Source organism: Allgaiera indica (assembly GCF_900106675.1).
GTDB lineage: Bacteria > Pseudomonadota > Alphaproteobacteria > Rhodobacterales > Rhodobacteraceae > Acidimangrovimonas > Acidimangrovimonas indica.
The window spans coordinates 1-22,407 of sequence record NZ_FNOB01000007.1; the positions used below are offsets into that span (position 1 = coordinate 1).

Genomic DNA, 22,407 nt, shown 5'->3' on the forward strand with positions numbered 1-22,407 from the left:
ATATTCCAGATAGCGCAGCCCGCCGTGGAACAGCTTGGTCGATTTCGACGAGGTCGCCTGGGCAAGATCGTCCTGCTCGGCCAGGCACACGCTCAACCCCCGGCCCGACGCATCCCGCGCGATCCCGCAGCCGTTGATCCCGCCGCCGATCACGAAAATGTCGAACACCGTGTTGAATCGAGCGTCCCGCATCGTTCGAACGAGCCTCCCCCGAGCGCATCGGACGACAAAACTGCGCGGTATGTCAAGTTTTGTGTTCGTTTCTGTTCGGTTGTTGGCAAGTCCGCTGAATTTACGGTAAAAATTGATCACGTACGCGATATAAGCGAAACCGCATAACGCACAAAAATGTGCTTATGATTGGTTTGCGTGACGTTTTGGTGGCGTGACGGGGGAGGGAATCGGCGCGCTGCGGTCCGAGTGCGATGGAGGCGGGCGGGTGCCGCGCCGATGTCGCGCCGTCAGGGCGAGGGTCAGGAACCGGTCGGCGGGGATTTCTTGCCGGGGTGGATGTCGCCCATCGTCAGAACGGGCGAGGCGTCGATGGTCTCGGCGTTCAGCATCCCCGCGACGCGCTCCAGCGAAGACACCAGTTGTGCCTGCTCCCAATCCGCCAGGCGGACGAAGGCGCGCACATAGCGTTGCTGCAGCGCGTCGGGGGCCTCGGTCATGGTGCGATGTCCGTCCGGGGTGATCACCACATCCGTCTGGCGCCGGTCGATCTTTGATGGCAGCCGCGTCACCAGCCCGCGCGCCACCAGCTTGTCGACCAGGGAGGTGACGGTCGCCTGGCTTACCCCCATCTCGCGTGCCAGCGTCTTCGGTGTGGCGCTGTCGCGGCCATTGACGATCTGCAGCACGCGCAGCTGCGCCGGCGTCAGCCCCGCCGCCTGGGCCAGGTCGCGGGCATAAAGCTCGGTCGCGCGCAGGATTCTGCGCAACGCGATCAGGCTGTCGTCCAGGCGATTTTCGGTGCTCATCCCGGCAGTATCGCACGAATGGGAAAACCCCTTCAACAGCCGGCATCAGAGTCGCGCAGAAGTTGCGATTCCCTTCTGTCGCGGGATTGAAAGTGGTTAGGCTGTCCAAGTGTTCCGCGGTCAGCCTGCTGGAATGTTTAGAATATCTTAGGGAAAAATTTAGAAAATAGGCTGAAAACAGCCAAAATATGATGCGGGGTTGAAATTTTTGATTCCGTGAAGTACTTAGGTAGCCGAACGAAACGACCTATGAGCGCGAGCATGCCCCAAACCAGCGACACGCCCCGACCTCAGACCCTGCGCCTGCGCAAGCCGCGGCCGACGGATGGATCCGATATCTGGGCGCTGGTGAAGCGCTGCGCGCCGCTTGACGTGAATTCGATGTATTGCAACCTGGTTCAGGCCGAACATTTCCGCGACACCTGCGTGGTGGCGGAACGCGATGGCCGCATCGTGGGCTGGGTGTCGGGGCACATGATCCCGGCCGAGGACGCGCTGTTCGTCTGGCAGGTCGCGGTCTGCCCCAGTGCGCGTGGCCTGGGTCTGGGCAAGAAGATGCTGCTCGAATTGCTAGAGCGCGACGCCTGTGACGGCGCCAGCGCGCTGAAGACCACGATCACTGCGGACAACGCCGCCTCCTGGTCGCTGTTTCGCAGCCTCACCCGCGCGATCGGTGGCGCACTGGACGAGGCGCCGCATTTCGAAAGCGACCGCCATTTCGACGGTCGTCACGACACCGAACACATGGTGACCATCGCGTTGCCAGAGACCGGAGCGGTCGCGCGCGCCGCATGATCGACCGGCCCCCCGCCGCCCCCCCCCCGGAAAGCAGCTTTCCCCTGAAAGGACGTCTCATGCCCAAGGACGTGATTCCCAACGATATTTTCGAGCAGCGCGAAAGCGCTGCGCGGTCATACTGCCGCAGCATGCCCGAGCGTTTCACCCAGGCCCGCGGCTCCGAATTGCAAGGCAGCGACGGACGCAGCTGGATCGATTTCCTGGCCGGATGCTCGTCGCTGAACTACGGCCATAACGATCCCGACATGAAGGCCGCTCTGGTCGAGCATATCGCCGGCGACGGCATCGCCCATGGGCTGGATCTGCACACCGATGTGAAGGCCGACCTGCTGGAGGCGCTCGATCGCCACATCCTGGGGCCGCGCGGCATGGATCACAAGGTGATGTTCACCGGCCCGACCGGCGCCAACGCGGTCGAGGCGGCGATGAAGATCGCCCGCAAGGTCACCGGCCGCACCAACATCATAGCCTTCACCAACGGCTTCCACGGCGTCACGCTGGGTGCGCTGGCGGCCACCGGCAACGGCTATCACCGCGGCGGGGCGGGGACCACGCTGAACGGTGTGACGCGGATGCCCTATGACGGCTTCATGGGGCGCGATTGCGATACCACGCGGTTCCTGGAGGCGATGCTTGCCGATCGCTCCAGCGGCGTCGACGCGCCCGCCGCGATCATCCTCGAGACAGTGCAGGGCGAGGGCGGGCTGAACGCCGCGCGCCCCGAATGGGTGCAACGCGTGGCCGAACTGGCGCACGAACATGGCGCATTGCTGATCGTCGACGACATCCAGGCCGGTTGCGGCCGCACCGGGCGCTTCTTCTCGTTCGAGGAGATGGGCGTGATGCCCGATATCGTGACGATGGCGAAATCCATCTCGGGGTTCGGGCTGCCGATGGCGCTGGTGCTGGTGAAGCCGGAATACGACGTCTTCGGCCCGGCCGAGCATAACGGCACCTTCCGCGGCAATACCCATGCCTTCGTCACCGCCCGCGTCGCGATCGAGAAATTCTGGGCCGACGGCAAGTTTCAGAAAAAGCTGGAAGAGAAGGCCGAGCTGATCGGCGGCGCGCTGTCGAACATCGCGAAGATGGTGCCCGAAGCGAAGCTGAAGGGCCGCGGACTGATGCAGGGGGTCGACGTGGGCGCGGGCGCGCTGGCCGCGGACATCTGCGCGCGCGCCTTCCAGAAGGGCCTTGTGATCGAGACCTCGGGCAGCGAGGATCAGGTCGTCAAGGTCCTTGCGCCGCTGACCACGCCAGAGGCCACCTTCCGCAAGGGTTTTGACATCCTGCGCGATGCCACGCGCGAAGCCCTGGCCAATCAGGCCCAGATTGCTGCGGAGTAAGCCCATGATTGTACGCGATTTCAACAAGATCATCGAGAATGAGCGCGGCCGTGTCGTCAGCGATGCACACTGGAGCTCGGTGCGCATGCTGCTGGCCGAGGACGGGATGGGCTTTTCCTTCCACGTCACCTTCCTCGAGGCCGGATCCGAGCATACCTTCCACTACAAGCACCATTATGAGAGCGTCTACTGCATGCAGGGCAAGGGCTCGATCACCGATCTGGCCACCGGCGAGACGCATGAGATCAAGCCCGGCGTGATGTATGCGCTGGACCAGCATGACCGCCACACCGTGCGCGCCGAGGAAGAACTGGTGATGGCGTGCTGCTTCAACCCGCCGGTCACCGGCACCGAGGTGCACCGCGAAGACGGCTCTTACGCGCCTGCGGTAGAAAACGCCTGAACCATGGCCCATACAGTCGAAAAGATCGGCGGGACCTCGATGTCGCGCATCGACGAATTGCGCGACACGCTGATCCTGGGGGGGCGGACGGGCGCTGACGTCTATGGCCGGATCTTCGTGGTGTCGGCCTTCGGCGGGATCACTAACCTATTGCTGGAGCATAAGAAAACCGGAGAGCCGGGCGTCTTCGCCGCTTTTGCCGGTGCCGGTGCCGGCGGCGATCACCAGTGGCACGACCGGCTGGACCGCGTGGCCGAGGCGATGACCGAGGCGCATCACCGCGCGCTCGACCATGCCGGTGATATCGAACAGGCCGACGCCTTCCTGCGCGACCGCCTGCTGGGTGCGCGCAACTGCCTGATCGACTTGCAAAGACTGTGTTCCTACGGCCATTTCCGCCTGTCGGAACATATGGCCCAGACCCGCGAATTGCTGTCGGGCCTGGGCGAGGCCCATTCGGCCTTTGTCACCACGCTGCTGTTGCAACGCGCCGGGGTGAATGCGCGCTTCGTCGATCTCTCGGGCTGGCAGGATCAGGGCGAGGTCGGCCTCGACGACCGTATCCTTCAGGCGATGGAGGGCATCGACCCGGCGGCCGAGATGCCGATCGTCACCGGCTACGCGCAATGCGCCGAAGGGTTGATGCGCGAATATGATCGGGGCTATTCCGAGGTCACCTTCTCGCGGCTGGCGGCGCTGACCGGCGCGCGCGAGGCGATCATCCACAAGGAATTTCACCTCTCCTCGGCCGATCCGGCGCTGGTGGGTCAGCATGCGGTGCGCAAGCTGGAGCGCACCAATTATGACGTGGCCGACCAGCTGTCGAACCTCGGGATGGAGGCGATCCACCCCAAGGCCGCCAAGACCCTGCGCCAGGCCTGCGTGCCCTTGCGCGTGACCAACGCCTTCGAGCCCGACGACCCGGGCACCTTGATCGACGACAGCCCGCCCGAGGCGCCGGCGGTCGAGATCGTGACCGGGCTGGATCTTTATGCGCTGGAATTGTTCGAACAGGACATGGTGGGGGTGAAGGGCTATGACGCGGCGATCCTCGATGTGCTGACGCGGCACGCGGTGCGGATCGTGTCGAAAGTGTCGAATGCCAACACGATCACCCACTACGTGGACGTCTCGCTGAAGATCCTGCGCCGGGTCGAGAAGGATCTGGAAGCACTTTACCCCTCGGCCCAGATCAGTTCGCGCGCGGTGTCGATGGCTTCCGTCGTAGGGCGCGATCTGTCCGGGCTATCGGCCCTGACGCGCGGGCTGCAGGCGATCGCCGGCGCCGGGGCCGAGGCGATCGGTGCCAGCCAGGGGCCGCGCAACGTGGACGTGCAGTTCATCGTCGACCGCGAGGCCCTGCGCACGGTGATCATCGCGCTGCACCGGGCGCTGGTGGAACAGCCGCGCGTGGCGCTGAAGGCGGCCTGAGCGCCGGGGCTCTTGCCTGCGCCGGTGGCCCTGGGGGGGCGCGCGGGGGGGGCAGCCCTTGGCCTTTTCCCCGCCCGGCCCGAATTCGGCCCGCACCCGCGCGCTGTCGGCGCCCAGGGCGGGCACCGGGCCGAATGTGGGCGTCTCTCCGTCCGCCGCCGCCCCGGGGGCCAGCAGGCGGATCCGCCCGCCGGGCGTGTCGGCCTCTGTCAGGCGCAACTGCGGATGGCGCGCCAGATCGCCGAGCGTGCTGACCCGACCGCAGGCGATGCCGGCGGCGCGCAGCCGTTCCAGAAGTGCCGCGGACAATGGCGTCAAGCGACTTGCAGTGGCGCACGCGGTCGGTGTTGGTGGCGAAGCGCTGCTCTGCCCCCGTGAGAACTGGACCGCCTGAAGCTGGAGTTTTCCGTTACGTTTTCCTGGCTGGGAAAGGAGCGGATTTGCATGAAGGTATCGAAGTTCACGGATGAGCGAGGGACCGTGGCCCCAGTGGGGCCGCGCAAGCCTGAGTGAACAGAAGGCGTTTATCCTGAAGCAGGGCGAGGAAGGCACGCCGGTTGCGGAGATCTGCCGCAGTTGAAGCGTTAAGCGATTGATCCGGTGGATCAATCGTAGCGCACAAAATCGTAGCGCACAACGGGATCAGCCAGTCGACCTATTTCAGCTGGAAGAAGCGGTATGGCGGGTTGCTGCCTGACGAGACGCGGCGATTGAAGGCGCTCGAGGATGAGAATGCGCGGCTGAAGAAGATCGCCCCGGACCTGCCGCTCGACCGGGAGATGTTGCAGGAAGTCATTCGCCGAAAGCTCTGACGCCTCGCCGGATGCGCGAGCTGGTTCGCGGGATGTGCATTGATTGGGGGGTGTCGATCCGCGGGGCTTGTGGGGCCCTGCGGTTCGATACCTCCACGTTCCACTACAAGTTCCGCCGCACCGATCAGGCGGCCGTCGAAAGACGGATCAGAGAGATTTGCGAGACACGCGTGCGGTATGACTACCGGCGCGTCCACATCCTGCTTCGATGGGAAGGATGGACGATCAACATGAAGAAGACCCGCAGGGTTTACAACGAGTTGGGACTACAGCTCAGAAACAAGCATCCGAAGCGCAGGGTGAAAGCGAAGCTGCGGGAAGACCGCCAGGAAGCGGCCGGACCGAATGACGTCCGGGCCATGGATTTCGTCCACGATCAGCTCGCCACGGGCAAGAAGCTGCGCATCCTCACTATCGTCGACACCCATTCGCGGTTCTCCCCGGCGGTCGATCCCCGCTTCACCTACCGCGGCGAGGACGTCGTCCAGACCCTTGAGCGCGTGTGTGCCTGCATCGGCCACCCGAAGATCATCCGGGTCGACAACGTCCTACGTCGGGAAGAATTTGCCGTTTTTGGCCTTGGGTCACGGGGCATCCGATTTGTCGGACACCCTGAAGATGGTTGCCCAGGCGGGCTTCGCCGTCAAGAAGTGGTCTCTCCCATAGCAAACACAGGGTCGGCCTGAGCGCGGCCCTCACCGTCCTCAAGACGAGATCCGAATTCCCAAGCGAAAGGCCCGAACATTATCTACGAGGTCAGCGGACTGCCTCCACGGCACGACAGAGAGGGGTCCTTCCGCCTGGGCTCACCCCTTCGAAGAAGGGGCGATAAGGGGCGCCGGACTTGATCACGGCGTGAATGGTTCGGGCCATCTTGGCTGCGACAGCCGTGTAGGCCTTGCGCCTGAGATGCGGGTTGTGGCGATCCTGTGCGATATAGCGCTCGAACTTGTCTCGGAAGCTGTTGGTGCGCTGGAGCACGGCGGTCTGGCCGGCCGTCCAGAGCGTGCACCGCAGCCGGGCATTGCCATACTTCGAGATCCGGCTCTGGCCGCGGAACATGCCGGACTGGACCGTGGCGAGATCCATGCCGCAGAACTTCAGGAACTGGCGATGGTGGGGAAAGCGGCGCAGATCCCCGGCCTCGGCCAGGATCGTCAGCGCGTTGATCGGCCCGATGCCCGGAACAGAGGTGAGCAGCCGGCAGTCAGGGTGATCGCCGAGCAGCTCGGTGGCACAGTCCTCGATCGCCTTGCGCTGGCGGATCAGGCTGCGCCCTTCGGCGAGCACCATCCGGAACATGCGCAAGGCATCGGAATCTTCCGCGACCGGCAGGCCGACCGAGCCGCGTGCGGTCTCGTAAATGTCCGAGATGAGGGCAGTTTTGGAGACCTTCCGCCCGACCACCTGCCAGGCGGCGGCGATGAAGGCCTCCTTGTCCATCGCGGCGATCAGATGCGGCGACGGGAACATCTCAAGAAAGGCCAGGAACCAGTCGCTGCGCGAGTTGCGGTGGAAACGTGTCGCCTCGGGAAAGTAGAGCGGCAGGGAGTGCCCCTGGATCCGGTGCCACAGTTCCGTCTTGGCACGCGAGACGACCTCATGCGTCTTCGACAATTCCTGAATGTCGTTGGTGCCGGCACGCAGAGGGTCCAGGAATATCTGGGTGGCCCCGATCTGCAGCCTGTGGAGGATGACCTGGGCGTCCTTCGGATCGTTCTTGTCCCAGCTGTTGTGCAGGGCTTCACGGGTCCGCGCCATCGCGATCGAGGAGACGAGCTTGAGATCGAACCCCACGGCGCCGAGCCGATACATCAGCGCCCGATGATAGTTGCCGGTGGCCTCGAAGCCTATCTGCACCGGAGAGTTGTAATCTCCGAGCAAGGCAATCAGACGGTCGATATCGTCCACGGTGTTCGTGATGGTCAATCGCCGCCGGCGCCGCTTGCCGGGGGCGGCAATCAGCACCTCGTGGCGGTGTTTGGAAATGTCGATGCCTACCAGAACACGGGCATCCGCAGTATGCTGAACCTTGGTCATGGCCGGTCTCCTCTGTGGTGTGGTTCCCAAAACCACCATAGAGACCCAAGCCCGGTTATGGCCGCCCGCTGCGCGATGGGAGGGCTCCGCGCGCGGCCACAACCTTCAAAAAACAGCCGGCTTCCTGATGTGCTACGGGACCGAGTTCATCTCCCGGGATCTCGATCTCTGGGCCTATGCCAACGACGTCATTCCGGACTTCTCACGGCCCGGGAAACCGACGGACAACGGGTTCATCGAGGCATTCAACAGCAAGCTTCGGGCGGAATGTCTGAACGCTCACTGGTTCATGAGCCTTGCCGACGCCCGCGAAAAGCTGGAGGATTGGCGCAGATACTACAACGAAGTTCGGCCCCACAGCGCGATCGGTTACAACGTCCCGATCGACAAGCATTATCCCGATGGCGTCACCAGCCCGTCATCGTGATCAGAGCCGGGAAATTCCGGCTTCCGGCGGGCCAACGATGGAGAGCAGCGAAGCGCGCGTCTGCGGCCAGATCGGCGTGATCCTGGATTTCGGCGCAGAACCGGTGCCATTCGCGCTCGTTCTGGATCGACAGCGGGACCGAGGCGCCATCCGCGGACTGAAACACGCCATAAGGCGCGATGGTGGGATGGCTGAGGACGGCAAGGCGCCCGGGTCACGCCGCCATAGACATGCTGCAGATAGGGCACGTTCATCCAGTCGGCCAGCGCATGGAACAGGCTGACCGCGACATGGCGCCCGCGCCCGGTCGCCTGCCGCCCGATCAGCGCCCGCGACACCGCCTGATACACGGTCATGCTACAGGCGATATCGGCGACCGACACGCCCACGCGGGCCGGCCCGGCGGCATTGCCGGTAATCGCCGAAAGCCCCACCTCGGCCTGTACCAACAGGTCATAGGCCTCGAGGTCGCGGTAGGGGCCCTCGTCGCCATAGCCCGAAATCCATGCCGTGATCGGCCGCGGATAGGTGGCCCGAAGCTGCCCCTGCGCGAACCCCAGCCGCTCGATCGGACCGGGCGCGAGGTTCTGGATGAACACGTCGGCACGCGCCAGCATCGCCTCCAGCACGGCCCGGTCCCCGGGCGCGCGCAGATCAAGACAGACGGATTCCTTGCCGCGGTTGAGCCAGACGAAATGGGCGCTCTGGCCCAGTACGGCCTGATCGTAGCGGCGGGCGAAGTCGCCCTCTTCGCGCTCGATCTTGATCACCCGCGCCCCGGCCTCGGCCAGCCGCGCCGGCAGATAGGGCGCCGCCACCGCCTGTTCGATCGAAACGACGAGAACACCTTCCAGATCGCTGGTCATGGCGCCGCCTCTCCGCTTGGCCCCGCGTGTCACCCTGGCACGGTGGGCGGGGCCAGGGAAATAGGCACCCAAAGCCGCGCAGGTGCTACGGCGCCGCCCCCGAGGGGGCACCTCCCGGACCCATGTGGGGTCTTCGGACCCGACACAGGGGGCACATCTGCTTTCATTGTTCCGAAAATACGCCGGGGGTGCAGGGGGCAGCGCCCCCACCGCCGGATCCCGCCTTTCCCTCGCCGCGGCCAGCGGTTAGCCTCGCCCCGCACGCCCCCACCGCACGCCCAAGCCCGGAGCGATCCCCTGATGCCCCTGCCCACCAGCGCCAGCACCGACCACGACGACTTGCGCGCAGCCCTGCGCGCGCTCTGCGCCGGGTTCCCCGACAGCTACCACCGCGACCACGCCGCCGCCGGCACCTACCCCGAGGAATTCATCGCCGCGCTCACCCGCGACGGCTGGCTCGCCGCGATGATCCCCGAGGAATTCGGCGGCTCCGGCCTCGGCCTCACCGAAGCCTCGATCGTGATGGAGGAAATCAATCGCGGCGGCGGCAATGCGGGCCATTGCCACGGCCAGATGTACAACATGGGCACGCTCTTGCGGCACGGCTCGGACGAACAGAAGCGCCGCTACCTGCCGGGCATCGCCGCCGGCGAATTGCGTCTGCAAAGCATGGCGGTGACCGAACCCACCACCGGCACCGACACGACAAAGCTGAAGACCGTGGCCCGGCGCCGGGGCGATCGCTACATCGTCAACGGCCAGAAGGTATGGATCAGCCGCATCGCCCATTCCGACCTGATGATCCTGCTGGCCCGCACCACGCCGATCGAACAGGTCGCGCGCAAGTCCCACGGCATGTCGGTCTTCATCGTCGATCTGCAACACGCCCTCGGGCATGGGATGGAGATCCGCCCGATCCGCAACATGGTGGGCCACGAGACCTTCGAGGTGTTCTTCGAGGATCTGGAAATCCCGGCCGAGAACCTGATCGGGGAAGAGGGGCGCGGCTTTCGCTACATCCTCGACGGGCTGAATGCCGAGCGCACGCTGATCGCGGCCGAATGCATCGGCGACGGCTACTGGTTCATCGAACGCGCCCGCGCCTATGCCGGCGAACGCGTGGTCTTCGACCGCCCCATCGGCCAGAACCAGGGGGTGCAGTTCCCGCTGGCGCGCGCCTATGTCAACGTCGAGGCCGCCAGCCTGATGCGGTTCGAGGCCAGTCGCCGGTTCGACGCGGGCGAAGATTGCGGCGCGCAGGCGAACATGGCGAAACTCTTGGCCGCCGATGCCTCGTGGGAGGCCGCCAATGCCTGCCTGCAGATCCATGGCGGCTTTGGCTTCGCCGAGGAATACGATATCGAGCGCAAGTTCCGCGAGACCCGCCTCTATCAGGTGGCGCCGATCTCGACCAACCTGATCCTGAGCTATCTGGCCGAGCATGTGCTGGGCCTGCCACGCTCTTTCTGAGGCGCCGCGATGGGGGGAGGCATGGACGACCTGAACGATTGGCTCGGCCGCAAGCGTGAGGCGCATGATCTGGTGACCGAGCGGTTGGCGCGCGAATACCGGGTGACGACCGAGGCGATCCGCGGCGGCCACGATCTGATGCCGGGCCTGCACTGGTGCCTGGCGCCCGAAATCTACCCGGCGCGCGATCTGGGCCGTGACGGGCACCCGAAGCTGGGCCTTTTCCTGCCCGCTCCGGGCTTGCCGCGTCGGATGTGGGCGGGCGGGCGCATCGCCTATCACGGCGCGCTTGCGGTGGGCTGCGACGTGACCCGCCGCACCGAGATCACCGATATCAGCTTCAAGCAGGGGCGCAGCGGGCGGCTGGCCTTCGTCGCGCTCACCCACCGCTATGAGGTCGCGGGAAAGACCCGCATCGAGGAACGCCACGATATCGTCTACCGCGGGGACCCGGGCCCCGGCGCCCCGCCGCCGCCCGCGCCACCGAAGGCCGCACCCTGGCCCGGGGCCGAGGCGGTGCAGGTCACCCCCGACGCTACGCTGCTGCTGCGCTATTCGGCGGCCAGCTTCAACGGCCACCGCATCCATTACGACCTGCCCTATGCGACCGGGGTGGAAGGCTATGGCGGGCTGGTCGTGCACGGGCCGCTGCAGGCGACCTGGATGCAGGTGCTGGCGACCCATCTGCTGGGGCGGCTGCCCACCGAATTCACCTATCGCGGGCTGACGCCGCTGATCTGCGACCGTCCGGCGGCGGTCGAGGCGCGCGCGGACGCGGAGGGGCTGGAACTGCGGGTGCGCGATCTGGGGGCCGACGCGGTGACCATGCAGGCCCGCGCGCGCTAGCGGCTCAGCCCTTGGCCGAGATTTCCCTGGCGGTGACCAGCACCACCTTGTCGTCGAGGATCAGCTTGGCGATGCCGAAGAACCGCGCGACCGCGTCGGATCCGTTGTGCAGATCCATCGCCGCGCGATCGGTGAAGCGTTCATAGGTGGTAAATAGGCAGGGATCGTCCACATCCTGCGAAATGTGGAACCCCAGGGTGCCCGGCTCGTGCGCCTGCACATGCGCGGCCACGTCCAGAAGCGCCCGGCGCATCACGTCCTGCGTGCCCTCGCGGGCGCGGATCACGGCGGTAATCGTCAGCATGACGCGCTTCCTTGTCAGGGGGGCGGGGTCAGGGGGCGAGGTCGGGGGGCAGGGGCGGGAACGGCTGCCCGGGCGGGCCGGGCAGCCGGAAGGGATCAGAACTTGGTCCAGTCGCCGAGGGCCTCGAAGGCGGCGGCGGCCTGATAGATCGTGGCCTCGGCATAGTCGCGCCCGACCAGCATCAAGCCCACCGGCAGCCCGTCGGACAGGCCGCAAGGCACCGACATCGCCGGATGGCCGGTCACGTCGAAGGGGCTGGTGGCGTTGGTCATCTCGAAGGCGCGCATGATGATCTCTTCCAGCGGCGCGTCCTTCTCCGGCAGCTTGGTGGCGACGCAGGGCAGGGTGGGCATCAACAGCAGATCATACTGCCCGAACAGCGCATCATAGGCGGCCTTGGCCTGGATCGCCACGTTGCGCGACTTGGCGTAGTAGCGGCCGCGATAGTGCGACAGCCCCCATTGGCCGACCAGCATGCAGATCTTCAGCGTCTGCGACAGATCATCGGCCTTCTCGCGCCAGGTCGCATGGGCATCCAGCAGGCCCACGTCATACTGGCCCTTCCAGTTGAAGCCCATGCCGTTGCCATGCATCATCTGGGCGGTGAAACCTTCCAGCGTGATCGGGTTCCACGCCGCCAGCGCGATCAGATGCTCGGGCAGCGACACCTCAGAGACCGAGGCGCCCTCGTCGGCCAGCATCTGGGCCCCCGCGCGCACCTTGTCGGCCACGCCGGGCTGCATGTTGGGCAGCTCGAACCCTTCCTTCAGCATGCCGATCTTCAGGCCCTTCGCGCCCTTCGACAGCGCCTCGGTATAGGGCGCGGTCTGGGGCGCGTATTGGCGCGGGTCCAGACCGTCGGCGCCGGCGATCACCTCCAACAGCAGGGCGTTGTCGGCCACGGTCGCGGTCATCGGGCCGGTGTGGTCGATGGTGTTCTCGATCGGCATCACGCCGGTGTAGGGCACCAGGCCATGCGTGGGCTTCATGCCGTAGATCCCGCAATAGGACGCGGGAATGCGGATCGAGCCGCCCTGATCGCCGCCGATCGCCATGTCGACCTCACCCGCCGCCACCAGCGCCGCGCTGCCCGAGGACGACCCGCCCGCCGAATAGCCCATCTTGCGCGGGTTGTGCACCGGCGCCGGATCCGAGGTGTGGCTGCCGCCCGACAGGCAGAAATGCTCACACGTCGCCTTGCCCAGGATGGTGGCGCCCGCATCCAGCATGCGTGTCACGATGGTGGCGTCGGCGGAGGGGACGAAGCCTTCCAGCGTGGTCGAGCCGTTCATCATCGGCACGCCCGCCAGCGCCACGTTGTCCTTCAGCACCACGGTCTTTCCGGCAAGCTTGCCCTCGGGCGCGCCCTTGACTTCGCTCTTGCAGGCCCAGGCGTTGTAGGGGTTGTCGGCGGGGGCGGGCTTGGCGCCCGGGGTGCGCGGATAGGTGACCGCCGGCATCGGGTTGGGCAGTTCGTCGATCACGTCGTACATGTCGAACATGCCGCCCATCAGGGCATGATATTCGGCGGCTTCCTCGTGCGACATGTGCAGATGCAGCGACTGTGCCAGGGCAACGACATCGTCAACGGTTGGACGGGTAATGGACATGGGATATCCTTCCTAATGGATCTAGGTTGCTTCAGGTCGAATTTTCGGTCGGGTCAGGCGCCGGGCGCCGCAGGGTCAGATTGCGCCCATGCCGGCCTGCCCCGAGAGAAGTTCCTCGCGTCCGGCCTCGCCGGTGATGCGCCCCTTCTGGATCTTCAGGATCCGGTCGGAGAGCGAGGTGATGAATTCGAGGTTCTGCTCGACCGCCACCAGCGACAGGCTCCAGCGTTTTTTCAGCGCCAGCAGCGTCTCGATCATTTCCTCGATGATCGACGGCTGGATGCCTTCGGTCGGCTCGTCCAGCAGCACCAGCTTCGGCTTGGTGCACAGACACCGCGCCAGCGCCAGAAGCTGCTGCTCGCCGCCCGAAAGCGCGCCGCCGCGGCGATCGAGCAGCGGGGTGAGGCGGGGGAAATCCTCCAGCACAGCCTCGATCACCGAAAGGTCCTCGGACCGCGCGGCGGCCAGACCCATGCGCAGGTTGTCGTGGACCGAGAGGTCGGGGAAGATCTCTCGCCCCTGCGGCACCAGCCCGATGCCCATTCGCGCCCGTTCATGCGCGCGCTTGCGGGTGATGTCGGTGCCCAGAAAGGCGACGCGGCCACCGGTGGCCGGCAACTGCCCCATCAGGCTGCGCAGAAGCGTGGTCTTGCCCATGCCGTTGTGGCCCAGGATGCCAAGATATTCGCCCTCGGCCATGGTCATCGTCACGCCGGCCAGGATCGGGATCCGCCCGTAGCCCGCGCGCAGGTCGCTTACCTCCAGCAGGGTATTCATGCCGCCACCTTCTTGCCCAGATAGATGTCACGCACCCGCGGGTCGGCAAGCACGGCCTCGACGCTGTCTTCCATCAGCACGCGGCCACGATGGAACACGGTGACCGTCTTGGCGATCTGGCGGATGAATTCCATGTCATGTTCCACCACCACGATCGCGCGGGTGCGGTTGATATCGTGGATGATCTGGGCGGTGCGGTAGGTTTCCTCATCCGTCATGCCGGCGGCGGGTTCGTCCAGCAGGATCAGTTCCGGCTTCGCCGCCAGCACGGTGCCGATCTCGACCCATTGGCGCTGGCCGTGCGACAGCGTGCCGACGATGCTTTCGGCCACATCCGTCAGACGGGTGAGTTCGAGGATCTCGTCCACACTGCGCAGCAATTCCTTCGGCATCGACTTGCGCCGCGCCGCCAGCCAGAAATGTTCGCGCACGGAGAGGCCGTTGAAGACATTGGGCACCTGCGTCTTGATGCCGATGCCCATGCGCGCGATCTGATGCGGCAGCTTGCCGGCGATCTCCTGGCCGCGGAACCGGATCGTGCCCGAGGTCGGGATCTGCTGGCCGGTGAGCGATTTGAAGAAGGTGCTCTTGCCGGCGCCGTTGGGGCCGATCAGGCAGCGCAGCTCCATCTCTCGCAGGCGGAAGGTGATGTCGTCATTGGCGACGACGCCGCCGAAGCGCATGGTCAGGTGCTCGGTCTCGATCAGGGGGACGGGATCGGTCATGTCACTTGCTCCCCAGGGGTTGGGCCGGCGGCACGGTCGTATCGGGTTGCGGCGCGGCGGGGCGGCGGGCGCGGTGCAGCGCCTCGCGCGCCAGGTGGCGCAGCGTCGGCACCAGGCCCCTGGGCAGCATCAGCACGAAGATCAGCAGCACCGCGCCCAGCACCAGGTTCGCGTTCACCACCTGCTGGGAACCGATCGAAGAGATGATGTATTCGATCAGCACCGCGCCGATCACCGGCCCCAGCAGCGTGCCGAGGCCGCCCACGGTGACCCAGATGATGATCTGCGCCGACAGCGACAGGCTGAACACGTTGGGGCTGACGAAGGCGCCCCAGTTGACGTAAAGCGCGCCCGCCAGCCCCGCGATCGCGCCGCCGATGGTGAAGGCCAGAAGCTTGATCAGCCGCGGATCGTAGCCCAGCAGCGAGGCGCGGGTTTCGTTCTCTTTCACCGCCACGACGACGCGCCCGAACCCGCCTGCCAGGATCACCCGCAGCAGACAATAGACCGCGACCAGCGCGCCGGCGGTGACATACCAGCCCTGTTCGGGGTAAAGCGGCGCCTGTGGGTTGAAGGGCATGTTGAAGGTCGGCACGGCGGGCATCCCGTTGAAGCCGCCCAGCTGGGCGCTGCCGATATGGTATTCCTGCCCGGAGGTCGAGTTCGCCACGTTGAACAGGATCAGCGTGACGGTCAGGGTGATCACACCGAAATAGACGTCCGAGATCCGGCCATAGAAGGTGAAGTACCCCAGCATCGCGGCAAACAGCGACGGCACCAGCACCGCCATCACGATCGCGGGGGTGGAATCCTGGAAGTTCACCGCCGTCACCGCATAGGCATAGGCGCCCAGGCCGAAAAAGGCGGTCTGGCCGAAGGACAGGATCCCGCCGAAGCCCCAGATGAAGGCCAGCGACAGCGCCAGCACCGCCATCGAGGCAAACAGCGTCAGCTGCATCACGGTGAAGATCTGCACATAGCCCGGCACCAGCGCGATCGCCACGATCACGATCGCCAGCGCGGCCAGTTGCAGCCCAAGGGCGGTCTTCGCGGTCATTACAATTGCCCCTTGAAGAAGCGCCCCGAGATCCCCTGGGGCAGCAGGCGGATCAGCACGATCGCCGTGGTGAAGACGATGACCTGCCCGTAGACCGGCGTTGTCAGATAGGATCCGATCTGGTCGATCGTGCCGAACAGCGACGCGGCCGAGATCGTTCCGCTGATGATCGAGGCGCCACCGCCCACCACGGTGATGAAGGCCTTGGCGACATAGGCCGCGCCCATGCCCGGGGTGATGCCTGCGACCGGCGCGATCAGCCCGCCGGCAAGCCCCGTCAGCGCGGCGCCCGCGGCGAAGGTCAGCATGTAGACACGATCCGGGTTGATCCCCAGCGCCGCCGACATCCCCGGGTTCTGCATCGTGGCCCGCGCGATCAGCCCGAAGCGGGTAAAGCGCATCACCGCAAAGACGATGGCCATCACCACCACCGCCATCGCCGCGATGAACAGGTTATAGTAGCTCGAACTGTATTGCCCGACCGAGAACCCGCCCAGTGGCGTCTGCACGCCCTTGATCGTGTTGCCGAAGATCGTGGTGACGATCCCGGTGATCAACAGGCTCAGCCCCCATGTGGCCAGCATGGAATCGATCAGCCGACCATAGAGATGCCGGATCAGCAGCCGCTCGATCACCAGCCCGGCGACACCGACGAAGACCGGAGAGATCACCAGCATCGAGATCCAGATGTTCACCCCGGCGTTGGTCGAGACCACGGTGGCATAGGCGCCCAGCATGATGAATTCGCCATGCGCAAGATTCACGATCTTCATCATCCCGAAGATGATCGCCAGCCCCACGCAAAGCAGGAAAAGAGAGGCCACGCCATTCAACGCGTTCAGCCCAAGTATCAGGTAGATATCCATCGTCGGTGCCCCTTGCCCGCGCATGTCCCCGCTTCGGTCCGCCCCGGCCGCGGCGGGCTGCTCGGGCGGGATTGGGCGGCCCCGAACCCCGGGGCCGCCGCTTGGCTTGCGCCGTTTACAGCTTGATGACGTATTGCTTGTTGTCGTTGGGGTTCTTGATCAGGTTGCAGACACTTGCGGTGTCCGACGGCGCGACGTTCTTGTAGGTTTCCAGCACATCCCACTTCTTGTCCTCGACCTTGGCGAGATAGGCGTTGCGGGTGGTGTGATGGGTGGCGTGATCCAGGCTGACCTTGCCGCTGGGCCCGTCGAAGGAAATCCCCGATTCCAGTGCCTCGATCACCTTCATGCGGTCGATCGACCCCGCCTTGCGCACGCCCTCGGCCCACAGGTTCACGCCCTCGTAGGTGGCCGAGGCCAGCTCGGATATATAGGGGGTGTCGGGGTGGGCCTTCTTGATGTCGGCCACGAATTTCTTGCTGGCGGGCGTGTCGAGTTCCTGGAAATAGCCATAGGCGCCGACGATGCCGTTACTGACATCGGGGGCCAGGGTCTCGGGCTCGTTCACCAGGCCGAAGGTGGTCGAGGCGATCGGGATCTGGCCCTTCATGCCGGCCGATTGCCACTGCCGGTAAAATGCGGTGTGGTTACCGCCCACCAGCGCCGACAGCAGCAGATCGGGCTTGGCCGCCTGGATCTTCGAGATGGCCGAGCCGAAGTTGGTGACATCGAGCGGGAAGAAGTCGGTTTCCAGCACCTTGCCGCCGTTGTCCTGGACGTATTTGGTCATCCACTTGGCGGTGATCTGGCCGTAGTTGTAATCGGCCGCGATGATGTAGGCGGTCTTGCCCTTGGCGTGATCCATCGCGTAGGGCACCAGCTTTTGCACCGTCTGCGCTGGCGTGGTGCCGGTGCAGAAGGTGTTGCGGTCGCACACGCCGCCCTCGTAGAGCACGTTGTAGAAATAGAGGATGCGGAAGCGGTCGAAGGTGGGGCGGATCGCCTCGCGCGAGGCGGAAGTGATGCCGCCATGAACCACGTCGACGCGGTCCTTCAGCGCCAGCTGCTGGGCGTATTGCGAATAAAGCTGGATGTTCGACTGGGTATCGTAGCCGACGATCTTGACCGGCCGGCCGATCAGGCCGCCGCCGGCGTTGATTTCTTCGACGGCCAGTTCCAGGGCATATTTCATCGGCACGCCCGAGGCCGCCAGGCCCCCCGAAAGATCCAGCAGGCTGCCCAGAAGGATCGGCTTGTCCGAGGCAAAGGCCGATTGCCGGAACACCACCGGCGCGGTCAGCGCGGTGGCCGAAAGGACAGTGGATTGCTTGATGAAATTACGACGCGACAGCTTCATTTCATGGTCTCCTGAGCCAGAATTCCATGATAGTTGATGTTTCAATTATTAAATTGTCAAGTAATATTCATCAAACGGTCATCACCTTGAAATCATAGCCGTCCAGGCGCGCCAGGAAGATCGGCTGGCGCCCACCGACGACGGCTTTTGACTTCAATCCCCGGGCTGTGCGCTGCTGTTCGGTGCGCCCGGCGAGTCGGTGGACCCTGCGGGCGTCGAAGGCTTCGGCCTGCTCGACCAGCGAGGCCAGGCTGTAGATCCCCTCATAGCAGGATTGGCCGAAGGAATTGACCGGCGGCGGCGTCTCGCCGTAAGCGGTGTGGTAGCGTTCCAGGAAGGCGCCGTTGTTGTGCGATCGCACCGAGGCGAAATAGCCGGAACTGACGAACAGGTTCTCGGTCGCCTCGGGCGGCAGGCCGTAGACGATGGTCTCGTCGATGGCCGAGGTGAAGCGCAGCACGCGCGGGCAAAGGCCGGCCTCATGGAAGCTGCGGTTGAAGGAAATCCCGTCGGTGCCCAGGAAATAGGGCAGCACCACATCGGGCCGGGCGCGCTTGATGCGTTCGATCAGCCCGTCGTAGGTATCGGTGCCGACCGGGGTGAATGCCTCGCCCACGACCTTTCCGCCGAAGCGCGGGATCATGGCGCGGGCGATCGACAGGCTGGCGCGGGGCCAGACGTAATCGCTGCCGCACAGGAAATAGCTCTGCGCCTTGCGGTGTTCCGACAGCCAGTGCAGGCCGGGCGCCAGCAATTCGGCCGCGGTTTCGCCGGTGGTGATGGTTTGGGCCTCTGCCGCGGTGCCCTCGTATTGCGGGGTATAGATGAAGGGCACGGCGTTCATCGCGGCATCGGCAACGGCGCGGCGGGCATAGCTGGGCAGCATCCCCACGATGCCGTGGGCGCCATGTCGCAGCGCCCGGCGGGTGGCGGCATGGGCATCGGTGGCGCTGGTGCCGGCATCCTGGACCACCAGTTCGACATGCTGTTTCAGGATCCCGCTGTGGCGGTTGATTTCACTGACCGCCAGGCGCGCGCAGGCTTCGGCAGAGGGCGACCAGATGCCGGCCGGGCCGGTTTGCTGGATCAAAAGGCCGATCTGCACCCTGCGCAAGGAATTCCCCTTCGTCTTTCGGGCTGGCCCCGTAGCGAGTTTCGCGGCAAGATCCATGCAAGGCGTGGAGGGCCGAGAGCCGGAAATCGCAGATGCCGCGAAGGTGACTGTAGGGCAGCCGCGCTGTTGCGCAAAGCGGAACCCGCGCGGGCCGGGTTTGGGGCACAACCCCTGCGAATGCTGCCTAATAATTGGGCAAATACCATTGTTCGGGCAACGGCTGGAAATTCGCTGGCATCAAACTACAACTTTCAACTATTGAATATCTAACGATCGAGGCGGAGGCAGGCATGCGATTTTCGAATCTGGTCCGCGGCGTTCATCGCAACGTCGAGGAGTTCATCGCGCAGCGGATCAAGGCGGTTGGCCTGTCCGTTGAACAATATCGCATTCTCGAGGCGCTGACGCAAACCGATGGCCGCTCGATGGGCAGTCTGGCGGCGGTGGTGTTTGTCGATTCTCCCACCCTCACCAAGATCGTCGACCGGATGGTTTCCTCGGGGCTGGTCTATCGGGCGCCGGATGCGAACGACCGCCGCAAGGTTCTGATCTACCGTGCCCGGCGCGGCGCGCAGATCTTCGAGTCGCTTTCCGGGGTCGAGGCCGAATTGCAGGCCGAGCTGGCGCGAGTCCTTGGTGACGAGGGGTTGGAGCGCTTGACCGCGGGGCTGAAGCGGCTGCTGGACGGGGTCGAGGCGGTCCCGGCCAACCCCGTGTCGCAGGGGACGGCCCAGGGCGCGCGGGCGTTCGACGGCTAAGGGTCCGCCACCGGGGCGCGGCCGCCGCATCCCCGGCGACAGCGTCACCGGAAAGTAAAGTGACAGGCACGCTTCGGTCTTCTCCTTGGCCGAAATATCCCACGCGGAGCGGGGCTGTGATCCCGCCGGCCGCGGCCGGGCAAAGATGATGGGATCCGGCATTCGCCCCGGCTAAAAGCGGTTTCAGGGAATCGTCACAAATCCTTCGCCTGGCACATGTAGGGCGGCGGACGATCAACAAGGAGTTCACGATGCTTTCCGCCTTCACCGCCCCGGGCCGCTTCTGGCGCGGCAATCTGCACACCCATTCGGATCGCTCCGACGGCTGCCTGACGGCCGAGGAGGTCTGCCGCCGCTACCGCGCGGAAGGGTATGATTTCCTGGCGCTGACCGATCATTTCATCGGCATGTACCAATACCCGATCACCGACACCAAGGAATACCGGCGCAACGATTTCACCACCATCCTCGGCGCCGAGCTGCATTCCGGCGCGATGCAAAACGGTGAGCTGTGGCATATCCTGGCCGTCGGCCTGCCCGAGGATTTCACCCCGCCGAACGCGCCCGGTTTCCTTCCGGTCGAGGATCAGGAAAGCGGCGCCCAGATCGCCCGGCGCGCGCGTGACGCGGGGGCCTTCGTCGCCATCGCCCATCCGCAATGGTCGGGCCTGACGCTGGAGGACGCGCGCGGCATCGACGCGGCCCATGCCGTCGAGATCTACAACCACGGCTGCGCCATGGGCTGCGATCGCGCCGACGGCGCCCATACCGCGGACCTGCTGCTAAGCGAAGGCCGCCGGCTGCATCTGATCGCCACCGACGACGCGCATTTCACCGAGCCCGACCATTTCGGCGGCTGGGTCATGGTCAAGGCCGAGGAAAACACCCCCGAGGCCTTGCTGGCGGCGCTGAAGGCGGGCGATTTCTATTCCTCGCAAGGACCCGAGTTGCGCGGGGTCGAACTGGGCAAGGGTGCGATCCGGGTCGACAGTTCCGCAGTAGCCAGCGTCATCGTGCAGGGGCAGGGCTCGGCCGCGACCGCGGTACATGGCCAATCCATGACCTCGACCGAGGTGCCGCTGATGCGTTTCCACTCCAGTCCCTGGATCCGGGTGACGGTGATCGACCGTGCCGGGCGCCGCGCCTGGAGCAACCCGATCTGGATGTGAGCATCCGCCTCCGGGCCCGTACCGCCGCCTATTCGGCGGCGTAGCGCAGGCCCGGGGTGCGCGCCAGCAACCGGGCGCCGGCCTCGCCCGCCAGATAGGCCAGCCGGCCGCCCGCGATCGTGGCCTCGATGCCCCGGGTGCGGGGGTTCATGATCACCAGATCGGCGCGCTGCCCCGGTGCCAGCGTGCCCCGGTCGGCCAACCCCATGATCGCCGCCGGGCGGGTCGAGATCATCTCCCACGCGCGGGCGAAGGGCAGCAGGCCGCAATCGGACAACGCCCAGGCGGCGGCTGGCAGGCAGGGGGTGTGATAATCCGACACCAAAGCGTCGACCAGCCCCTCGACCAGCAGATCGCGCGCCGCGACATGCCCCGCCTGAGAGCCGCCGCGCACCACGTTCGGCGCCCCCATCAGCACCGGGTCGCCCAGCGTGCGCGCGACCGAGGCGGCCCCCCGCGATTGCGGGAATTCCGCGATCCGCGCGCCCAGCGCATGGAAATAGTCGCGTGTCGCGCCGTCGGGGTCGTCATGGCTGCCATAGCGCAGGCCCAGCGCATCGAAGGCCCGCGCCAGCGTCAAGAGCCGCCGCGGAACCGACCGGGCCCGCGCCAGCGCATCGTAAAGCCGCCTGCGGAAGGTTTCCGGCGCGCAGCCGTCGCGCTCGGCCCAGGCGGCGAGGGTCGGGGACCCGGCCTCGGCCAGCAAGATCGCCTCGGGCAGGTGGTTGTTGAAAACCACATAATCCACCCCGAAGCGGCCGATCGCGGCAAGCAGGCGATCGTCCTCGTCGAACAGATGGGTTTCGCAGCGGATCTGCAGGCGCAGATCCAGCATCGCCTCGGCGCGGTGTTCGGCCAGCGCCGCCATCACCCGTTCGGCATGGTCCGGGCCGCGCAGCCCGCCTTCCCAGCTCCAGCTTTGGGCGAACCAGGCGGTGGTCAGGCCATGGGCAGCGGCTTCTCGTTCGGCGGCGCGCAGACCGAAGGCCAGCGGCATCGGCGCCGAGGGGCGCGGCGCGATGTGGCGCTCGAACCCGTCGCCATGCAGATCGACGATCCCGGGCAGCACCAGATAGCCGGTCAGATCGACCTCGGGCAGGGCGGCATCGGTCAGCATGCCATCGGCCAGACCGATCGCCTCGGGCAGAAGCCGCGCATCGCGAAGAACCGTCGCGCCGGTCAGGCGCAGGGGGGGAAGCGTCATCGTCATGTCCTGCCTCGGGCACTGTTTAAGGCCTGCTCTTTGCCCGC

At 65.6% G+C, this 22,407-nt stretch carries 21 protein-coding genes and 3 pseudogenes; 10 read left to right on the forward strand and 14 right to left on the reverse strand.

All coding sequences use genetic code 11. The features are described from left to right. On the reverse strand, window positions 1–192 hold a 192-nt coding region (locus BLV97_RS07660; protein ID WP_143037501.1), incomplete at its 3' end, for an FAD-dependent oxidoreductase. 281 nt (window positions 193–473) lie between these two features. Next, complete coding sequence (locus BLV97_RS07665; protein ID WP_035844582.1) at window positions 474–980, reverse strand: MarR family winged helix-turn-helix transcriptional regulator; 507 nt, start codon at window positions 978–980, stop codon at window positions 474–476. A 261-nt stretch (window positions 981–1,241) separates the two neighbouring features. Between BLV97_RS07665 and ectA the strand changes: the two genes are divergently transcribed. The 5 genes and pseudogenes from ectA to BLV97_RS07690 all read left to right on the forward strand — a co-directional run. After that, entirely contained in the window at window positions 1,242–1,775 is a 534-nt protein-coding gene (gene ectA, locus BLV97_RS07670) for a diaminobutyrate acetyltransferase (protein ID WP_244520990.1), read from the forward strand. Window positions 1,776–1,834: 59 nt separating this feature from the next. Next, window positions 1,835–3,124 carry a diaminobutyrate--2-oxoglutarate transaminase gene (gene ectB / locus BLV97_RS07675; protein WP_035844577.1) on the forward strand — a complete coding sequence of 430 codons (1,290 nt, stop codon included), beginning with the start codon at window positions 1,835–1,837 and terminating at the stop codon, window positions 3,122–3,124. Window positions 3,125–3,128: 4 nt separating this feature from the next. After that, window positions 3,129–3,527: an ectoine synthase gene (locus BLV97_RS07680; RefSeq protein WP_092164005.1), complete on the forward strand. Its 399-nt coding sequence runs from the start codon at window positions 3,129–3,131 to the stop codon at window positions 3,525–3,527. A 3-nt stretch (window positions 3,528–3,530) separates the two neighbouring features. Beyond that, on the forward strand, window positions 3,531–4,958 hold the full coding sequence (locus tag BLV97_RS07685; RefSeq protein ID WP_035844573.1) for an aspartate kinase: 1,428 nt from the start codon (window positions 3,531–3,533) through the stop codon (window positions 4,956–4,958). 466 nt (window positions 4,959–5,424) lie between these two features. Beyond that, window positions 5,425–6,312, forward strand: a pseudogene (locus BLV97_RS07690) (transposase); the annotation flags it as partial. Between the two features lie 214 nt (window positions 6,313–6,526). Here BLV97_RS07690 and BLV97_RS07695 read toward each other — a convergent pair. Next, complete coding sequence (locus BLV97_RS07695; protein ID WP_035844572.1) at window positions 6,527–7,810, reverse strand: IS110 family RNA-guided transposase; 1,284 nt, start codon at window positions 7,808–7,810, stop codon at window positions 6,527–6,529. A 136-nt stretch (window positions 7,811–7,946) separates the two neighbouring features. Here BLV97_RS07695 and BLV97_RS07700 point away from each other — a divergent pair. Beyond that, a pseudogene (locus BLV97_RS07700) lies at window positions 7,947–8,237 on the forward strand (integrase core domain-containing protein); the annotation flags it as partial. On the opposite strand, the gene BLV97_RS21775 reads toward BLV97_RS07700, so the two are convergent. Next, window positions 8,218–8,403, reverse strand: a complete 186-nt coding sequence (locus BLV97_RS21775; RefSeq protein WP_280138178.1) for a hypothetical protein — start codon at window positions 8,401–8,403, stop codon at window positions 8,218–8,220. The pseudogene BLV97_RS07700 and the gene BLV97_RS21775 sit on opposite strands and share 20 nt — an antisense overlap. Before the next feature lie 97 nt (window positions 8,404–8,500). After that, window positions 8,501–9,103 (reverse strand): annotated as a pseudogene (locus BLV97_RS07705) (CoA transferase); the annotation flags it as partial. A 306-nt stretch (window positions 9,104–9,409) separates the two neighbouring features. Between BLV97_RS07705 and BLV97_RS07710 the strand changes: the two are divergent. Both BLV97_RS07710 and BLV97_RS07715 read left to right on the forward strand, forming a co-directional pair. Further along, window positions 9,410–10,573, forward strand: a complete 1,164-nt coding sequence (locus BLV97_RS07710) for an acyl-CoA dehydrogenase family protein (RefSeq protein ID WP_244520995.1) — start codon at window positions 9,410–9,412, stop codon at window positions 10,571–10,573. Window positions 10,574–10,594: 21 nt separating this feature from the next. Next, window positions 10,595–11,419 carry an HTD2 family dehydratase gene (locus BLV97_RS07715; protein WP_035844568.1) on the forward strand — a complete coding sequence of 275 codons (825 nt, stop codon included), beginning with the start codon at window positions 10,595–10,597 and terminating at the stop codon, window positions 11,417–11,419. A gap of 4 nt (window positions 11,420–11,423) precedes the next feature. Here the strand turns inward: BLV97_RS07715 and BLV97_RS07720 are convergent, their stop codons facing one another. The 8 genes from BLV97_RS07720 to BLV97_RS07755 form a co-directional block, all read right to left on the reverse strand. Continuing rightward, window positions 11,424–11,723: a putative quinol monooxygenase gene (locus BLV97_RS07720; protein WP_035844566.1), complete on the reverse strand. Its 300-nt coding sequence runs from the start codon at window positions 11,721–11,723 to the stop codon at window positions 11,424–11,426. A 95-nt stretch (window positions 11,724–11,818) separates the two neighbouring features. Beyond that, window positions 11,819–13,333, reverse strand: coding sequence for an amidase (locus BLV97_RS07725; RefSeq protein ID WP_035844565.1), 1,515 nt, complete (start codon window positions 13,331–13,333; stop codon window positions 11,819–11,821). Window positions 13,334–13,408: 75 nt separating this feature from the next. Next, window positions 13,409–14,110 carry an ABC transporter ATP-binding protein gene (locus tag BLV97_RS21560; protein ID WP_035844563.1) on the reverse strand — a complete coding sequence of 234 codons (702 nt, stop codon included), beginning with the start codon at window positions 14,108–14,110 and terminating at the stop codon, window positions 13,409–13,411. After that, the gene (locus tag BLV97_RS07735; RefSeq protein WP_035844562.1) at window positions 14,107–14,835 is read right to left on the reverse strand and encodes an ATP-binding cassette domain-containing protein; all 729 of its coding nucleotides are present in this window, start codon (window positions 14,833–14,835) and stop codon (window positions 14,107–14,109) included. Before BLV97_RS07735 ends, BLV97_RS21560 begins: the two co-directional genes overlap by 4 nt. A gap of 1 nt (window position 14,836) precedes the next feature. Beyond that, window positions 14,837–15,892 carry an ABC transporter permease subunit gene (locus tag BLV97_RS07740; RefSeq protein ID WP_035844560.1) on the reverse strand — a complete coding sequence of 352 codons (1,056 nt, stop codon included), beginning with the start codon at window positions 15,890–15,892 and terminating at the stop codon, window positions 14,837–14,839. Next, window positions 15,892–16,758 carry a branched-chain amino acid ABC transporter permease gene (locus tag BLV97_RS07745; protein ID WP_035844559.1) on the reverse strand — a complete coding sequence of 289 codons (867 nt, stop codon included), beginning with the start codon at window positions 16,756–16,758 and terminating at the stop codon, window positions 15,892–15,894. The genes BLV97_RS07740 and BLV97_RS07745 overlap by 1 nt, the downstream gene beginning before the upstream one ends. A gap of 115 nt (window positions 16,759–16,873) precedes the next feature. Then, window positions 16,874–18,115: an urea ABC transporter substrate-binding protein gene (locus BLV97_RS07750; RefSeq protein ID WP_035844554.1), complete on the reverse strand. Its 1,242-nt coding sequence runs from the start codon at window positions 18,113–18,115 to the stop codon at window positions 16,874–16,876. A 70-nt stretch (window positions 18,116–18,185) separates the two neighbouring features. Continuing rightward, window positions 18,186–19,220 (reverse strand): substrate-binding domain-containing protein, encoded by a 1,035-nt coding sequence (locus tag BLV97_RS07755; RefSeq protein WP_244520996.1) that lies wholly within the window; start codon window positions 19,218–19,220, stop codon window positions 18,186–18,188. 299 nt (window positions 19,221–19,519) lie between these two features. Between BLV97_RS07755 and BLV97_RS07760 the strand changes: the two genes are divergently transcribed. Both BLV97_RS07760 and BLV97_RS07765 read left to right on the forward strand, forming a co-directional pair. Further along, window positions 19,520–19,987, forward strand: a complete 468-nt coding sequence (locus BLV97_RS07760; RefSeq protein ID WP_081825125.1) for a MarR family winged helix-turn-helix transcriptional regulator — start codon at window positions 19,520–19,522, stop codon at window positions 19,985–19,987. A 251-nt stretch (window positions 19,988–20,238) separates the two neighbouring features. Then, window positions 20,239–21,156: a CehA/McbA family metallohydrolase gene (locus tag BLV97_RS07765; RefSeq protein WP_035844551.1), complete on the forward strand. Its 918-nt coding sequence runs from the start codon at window positions 20,239–20,241 to the stop codon at window positions 21,154–21,156. 28 nt (window positions 21,157–21,184) lie between these two features. Here BLV97_RS07765 and BLV97_RS07770 read toward each other — a convergent pair whose 3' ends face one another. Then, on the reverse strand, window positions 21,185–22,360 hold the full coding sequence (locus BLV97_RS07770; RefSeq protein WP_308430845.1) for an alpha-D-ribose 1-methylphosphonate 5-triphosphate diphosphatase: 1,176 nt from the start codon (window positions 22,358–22,360) through the stop codon (window positions 21,185–21,187). Between the last annotated feature and the right edge of the window lie 47 nt (window positions 22,361–22,407).

Bases quoted from the DNA above. Each gene is read 5' to 3' on its own strand.
- BLV97_RS07665 (WP_035844582.1), bottom strand. From the start codon at position 980: ATGAGCACCGAAAATCGCCTGGACGACAGCCTGATCGCGTTGCGCAGA.
- ectA (WP_244520990.1), top strand. From the start codon at position 1,242: ATGCCCCAAACCAGCGACACGCCCCGACCTCAGACCCTGCGCCTGCGC.
- ectB (WP_035844577.1), top strand. From the start codon at position 1,835: ATGCCCAAGGACGTGATTCCCAACGATATTTTCGAGCAGCGCGAAAGC.
- BLV97_RS07680 (WP_092164005.1), top strand. From the start codon at position 3,129: ATGATTGTACGCGATTTCAACAAGATCATCGAGAATGAGCGCGGCCGT.
- BLV97_RS07685 (WP_035844573.1), top strand. From the start codon at position 3,531: ATGGCCCATACAGTCGAAAAGATCGGCGGGACCTCGATGTCGCGCATC.
- BLV97_RS07695 (WP_035844572.1), bottom strand. From the start codon at position 7,810: ATGACCAAGGTTCAGCATACTGCGGATGCCCGTGTTCTGGTAGGCATC.
- BLV97_RS07715 (WP_035844568.1), top strand. From the start codon at position 10,595: ATGGACGACCTGAACGATTGGCTCGGCCGCAAGCGTGAGGCGCATGAT.
- BLV97_RS07720 (WP_035844566.1), bottom strand. From the start codon at position 11,723: ATGCTGACGATTACCGCCGTGATCCGCGCCCGCGAGGGCACGCAGGAC.
- BLV97_RS07725 (WP_035844565.1), bottom strand. From the start codon at position 13,333: ATGTCCATTACCCGTCCAACCGTTGACGATGTCGTTGCCCTGGCACAG.
- BLV97_RS21560 (WP_035844563.1), bottom strand. From the start codon at position 14,110: ATGAATACCCTGCTGGAGGTAAGCGACCTGCGCGCGGGCTACGGGCGG.
- BLV97_RS07735 (WP_035844562.1), bottom strand. From the start codon at position 14,835: ATGACCGATCCCGTCCCCCTGATCGAGACCGAGCACCTGACCATGCGC.
- BLV97_RS07740 (WP_035844560.1), bottom strand. From the start codon at position 15,892: ATGACCGCGAAGACCGCCCTTGGGCTGCAACTGGCCGCGCTGGCGATC.
- BLV97_RS07745 (WP_035844559.1), bottom strand. From the start codon at position 16,758: ATGGATATCTACCTGATACTTGGGCTGAACGCGTTGAATGGCGTGGCC.
- BLV97_RS07750 (WP_035844554.1), bottom strand. From the start codon at position 18,115: ATGAAGCTGTCGCGTCGTAATTTCATCAAGCAATCCACTGTCCTTTCG.
- BLV97_RS07760 (WP_081825125.1), top strand. From the start codon at position 19,520: ATGCGATTTTCGAATCTGGTCCGCGGCGTTCATCGCAACGTCGAGGAG.
- BLV97_RS07765 (WP_035844551.1), top strand. From the start codon at position 20,239: ATGCTTTCCGCCTTCACCGCCCCGGGCCGCTTCTGGCGCGGCAATCTG.
- BLV97_RS07770 (WP_308430845.1), bottom strand. From the start codon at position 22,360: ATGACGCTTCCCCCCCTGCGCCTGACCGGCGCGACGGTTCTTCGCGAT.